The sequence below is a fragment of the Desulfonatronum zhilinae genome (assembly GCF_900182865.1).
In the GTDB taxonomy this organism is placed as follows: domain Bacteria; phylum Desulfobacterota; class Desulfovibrionia; order Desulfovibrionales; family Desulfonatronaceae; genus Desulfonatronum; species Desulfonatronum lacustre.
Genome location: NZ_FXUJ01000068.1, coordinates 1 through 2,967, shown reverse-complemented (window position 1 = coordinate 2,967; position 2,967 = coordinate 1). Strand labels below are relative to the sequence as shown.

The 2,967-nt window shown below is 55.3% G+C and carries 6 protein-coding genes; 5 read left to right on the top strand and 1 reads right to left on the bottom strand.

The genetic code is table 11. From position 1 onward, the window contains the following. From AC559A_RS18905 to AC559A_RS18885, 5 genes are all read left to right on the top strand, one after another. On the top strand, positions 1-558 hold a 558-nt coding region (locus tag AC559A_RS18905; RefSeq protein WP_498819247.1), incomplete at its 5' end, for a VWA domain-containing protein. 6 nt (positions 559-564) lie between these two features. Then, positions 565-1,170 carry a hypothetical protein gene (locus tag AC559A_RS18900; RefSeq protein WP_498819246.1) on the top strand — a complete coding sequence of 202 codons (606 nt, stop codon included), beginning with the start codon at positions 565-567 and terminating at the stop codon, positions 1,168-1,170. A gap of 94 nt (positions 1,171-1,264) precedes the next feature. Further along, positions 1,265-1,690: a JAB domain-containing protein gene (locus AC559A_RS18895; RefSeq protein ID WP_498819245.1), complete on the top strand. Its 426-nt coding sequence runs from the start codon at positions 1,265-1,267 to the stop codon at positions 1,688-1,690. Between the two features lie 23 nt (positions 1,691-1,713). After that, positions 1,714-2,511, top strand: a complete 798-nt coding sequence (locus AC559A_RS18890) for a hypothetical protein (RefSeq protein WP_498819244.1) — start codon at positions 1,714-1,716, stop codon at positions 2,509-2,511. Between the two features lie 58 nt (positions 2,512-2,569). After that, positions 2,570-2,695, top strand: a complete 126-nt coding sequence (locus tag AC559A_RS18885) for a hypothetical protein (protein ID WP_498819243.1) — start codon at positions 2,570-2,572, stop codon at positions 2,693-2,695. Between the two features lie 52 nt (positions 2,696-2,747). Here the strand turns inward: AC559A_RS18885 and AC559A_RS18880 are convergent. Further along, a partial coding sequence (locus AC559A_RS18880) for a hypothetical protein (protein WP_498819242.1) occupies positions 2,748-2,967 on the bottom strand: 220 nt, incomplete at its 5' end.

Sequence of the window (2,967 nt, the reverse complement as noted above, 5' to 3'; positions counted from 1 at the left end):
CAAGTAAATACAGCCATCCACCTGCTGGTTGATATCAGCGGAAGCATGGACGGGCGGCGTCTGGCAATCGCAAAGGAGGCTGTTTTCGCCCTGGTAAAGGCCCTGGCCCACCAGAGAGGCATCAATTTGGCCCTGACCTTGTTCCCGGCTCACTATCCCTACAACCAAGACATCTCGGGCAGACACGACGTGTATCCGGTGGCCCCGCTACTCAAGCATGGCCAGAAACCAACCGGAACGATGCTCTGGCCACTTTACGCCCGTGGCTGCACTCCGCTTGCAGAAAGCCTTCGGTATGTCTTGGCGTCAATGGTTCCCCTTACTGAAAGCCGGAAGCTGGTTGTACTTCTAACCGACGGAGAACCCAACGATTTCCAATCAGCAAGAATCGCTTTGGAAGAAGCCCGCACCCTTGGCGTCGAGGTCGCAACGCTCGGCATTGAAGGCTTGTACAACACGTCCCTGTTCCCAATCTGTGAAATCGTCGACCGCGTTGAACACCTACCCCAAAAAGCCTTCAAGCTGCTTGAATCATTACTAACCACCAACAAGGAGTAACCCGCCATGACAACCACAGCAATCAAAACCTCAGCAATCCGTACGTACCTGAAAAAGAAGCCCGGCCCCGTAATGGTGATCAGTAATTGGGGCTTCATCATCTCCGGAGCCGTGGCTATCCACCAGAGCATTTTGGAGCCGGATCTGGGCTTGGTCTTCAACCTGTCTGACGAGGATATGCGGAAACAAGTGATCACCACCACCCTGAAGATTGAAACCAACTCCATCAGCTTCCACGACGAGGTTCCCCAGGCCATCGCAACCATGGAACACCCGGCGAACGTAGTGCCCTGCTACCAAACTCCCCTGCTGTTCCAGATCGGCGACCACAAGGCCCCGACAAGCCTGCATGTGTTCAAAAGCGAGACAGCACCGGACAAAACCCGGCGCGTGCTCCTTATAGACCAGGCCGACATGAACCTGCTGGGCTTCCCTTCTGACGTAACGGCTCCGAAAAACGGAACGATGCCGCTGATCGCAGACGCAACGCCAGCCCCCAAGCGCATCGCCGCCGTATTTTCAAATGAAACGGTTGAAGACCTTGCGCGGCATATGGGAAGCCTTCTCTCGCTGATCCCCAAGCAGCCTGAACATCTTGGCTTGGCGGCATAGACTGGCACCAGCAAATCACAAACAATCACAACCATTAAGGCCGGCTCTTCACAAAGGGAACCGGCCTTTTCATTTCCAACAAGGAGACCACCCCATGAGCCGAGTAAAAGAACTGCTCTCGGAACTGTATGATGCCAGACCAGCTTGCACCAACCTATCTCAGCCGGAATTCGTAGCCGTTCATATGCTGCCCTACCGTGACAAGAAGGTTGAATACTTCGTGGCCTTCTTCCTGGACGCCAAGAACAACCTGATTGCCAGGAGGGTAATGAGCCGGGGAACCGTGGATACAACCGCCGTGTATCCGAGGGAAATTATCCGCTACGCCCTACTGAAGCAGGCTTCAGCCATTATCGTGGCTCATAACCACCCAGCAGGCGACCCCCAGCCCAGCACCCATGACCAACAACTGACCCAGGAGCTTCAAAAGGCTGCTGAGCTTCTCGATATCCGTTTCTTGGACCACGTTATTATTGGCAAGTTCGGGCATTACTCGTTTCAGGCCGAGGGCCTGCTCTAGCCACAAACCAAAAAGGAGGCACCATGCTTCAAGAATACTCAGACAAGTCGGCCCTTGTCCCGACACCGCAAGCAATCCGTCCCCGCCTCGATGACCGTTTCCTGATCAACCTGAAAGGCAAAGACTTCGTTACCTACGCTGGACTGCTTGACCTGGCTCATCAGCAGGGCTTGGCCCGGTTGGAGGTGGAACTGGTCCAGCACCCAAACGTCGAAAATGGGAACGAAGCTATCTGCCGAGCCATAGCAGAGTCCTCATCCGGCCAGATTTTCTCGGATTGGGGAGACGCATCCCCCACGAATACGAACAAGATGATCTCGGCCCACCTTATCCGAATGGCCAGCACCAGGGCCAAGGCCCGTGCCTTACGCGATCTCACAAACATCGGGATCACGGCCCTGGAAGAACTCGGTGGAGAAGTGGACGCCTTCGCTGGTTCCAACAGCGGTACCAGCTTTGCTTCCGGCAACGGGAGTGGGAACGGCAACGGCAATGGAAGCGGCGCATCCCGCCAACCCCGAAAAACCACCAAGGCTTCCACTCAAGCAGTCCCGGCCCAGCAGCCTCAGTTGCAGCCACAGCAGCCTGCCCCTTCCAAGGCTTCTCAGAACACCAACGGCAATGGGAACAACGGCAGTAACGGAAACGGCCAACACGGCGGAATCACCGAGCCCCAAATGCGAGCAATCATGTCTCTGGCCCATCGCAAGGGCTTCACTGAAGACGACATCGAGGCCCAAGCCATGGAAGCATTCGGCCTGAACTTGAACGCCCTCAGCGTCAAAGACGCTTCTGCCCTGATCGTACAACTTCAGCAATAACCACCAGCGCCAGCATTTCCAGACCGGCGCTCCAACCCTTAACCACACGGAGGAACCAGTGAGTAACGAAAAACCCAACGAACCCGGCCCTGCATCGGAAAACAACCTGCCAGCCCTGCTCGGAAATCTTGTCGGGATCGGCATCGGCCTGTTAATTGATCTGTTGAGCAAGTCTCGGAGGTAGCCGTAGTCCGTAACCCCCAACCCAAAAGAGGCCGCACCAAGCAGCCTCTTTTTTACCTCTCGGAAATAATACTCAAGAGCCGTTTCAGGGACACCCTACCCTGCCAAACGTCCTTTGAGGGCCTTAAATCGAAAATATGGGCCTCGATATTTCGCTGAAATAGTGCAAATTGCTCAGCCGGGATCGATACCGCCCCTTGCTTGCCTGCCTCAGCTGCCTTATACTGAAAGCCATGAATGAAAAGGAACAGGCCCAAGAATCCGGCAACACTC

What these genes read in the sequence shown, in the direction of transcription:
- AC559A_RS18900 (WP_498819246.1), top strand. Translation starts at nt 565, where the DNA reads ATGACAACCACAGCAATCAAAACCTCAGCAATCCGTACGTACCTGAAA.
- AC559A_RS18890 (WP_498819244.1), top strand. Translation starts at nt 1,714, where the DNA reads ATGCTTCAAGAATACTCAGACAAGTCGGCCCTTGTCCCGACACCGCAA.
- AC559A_RS18895 (WP_498819245.1), top strand. Translation starts at nt 1,265, where the DNA reads ATGAGCCGAGTAAAAGAACTGCTCTCGGAACTGTATGATGCCAGACCA.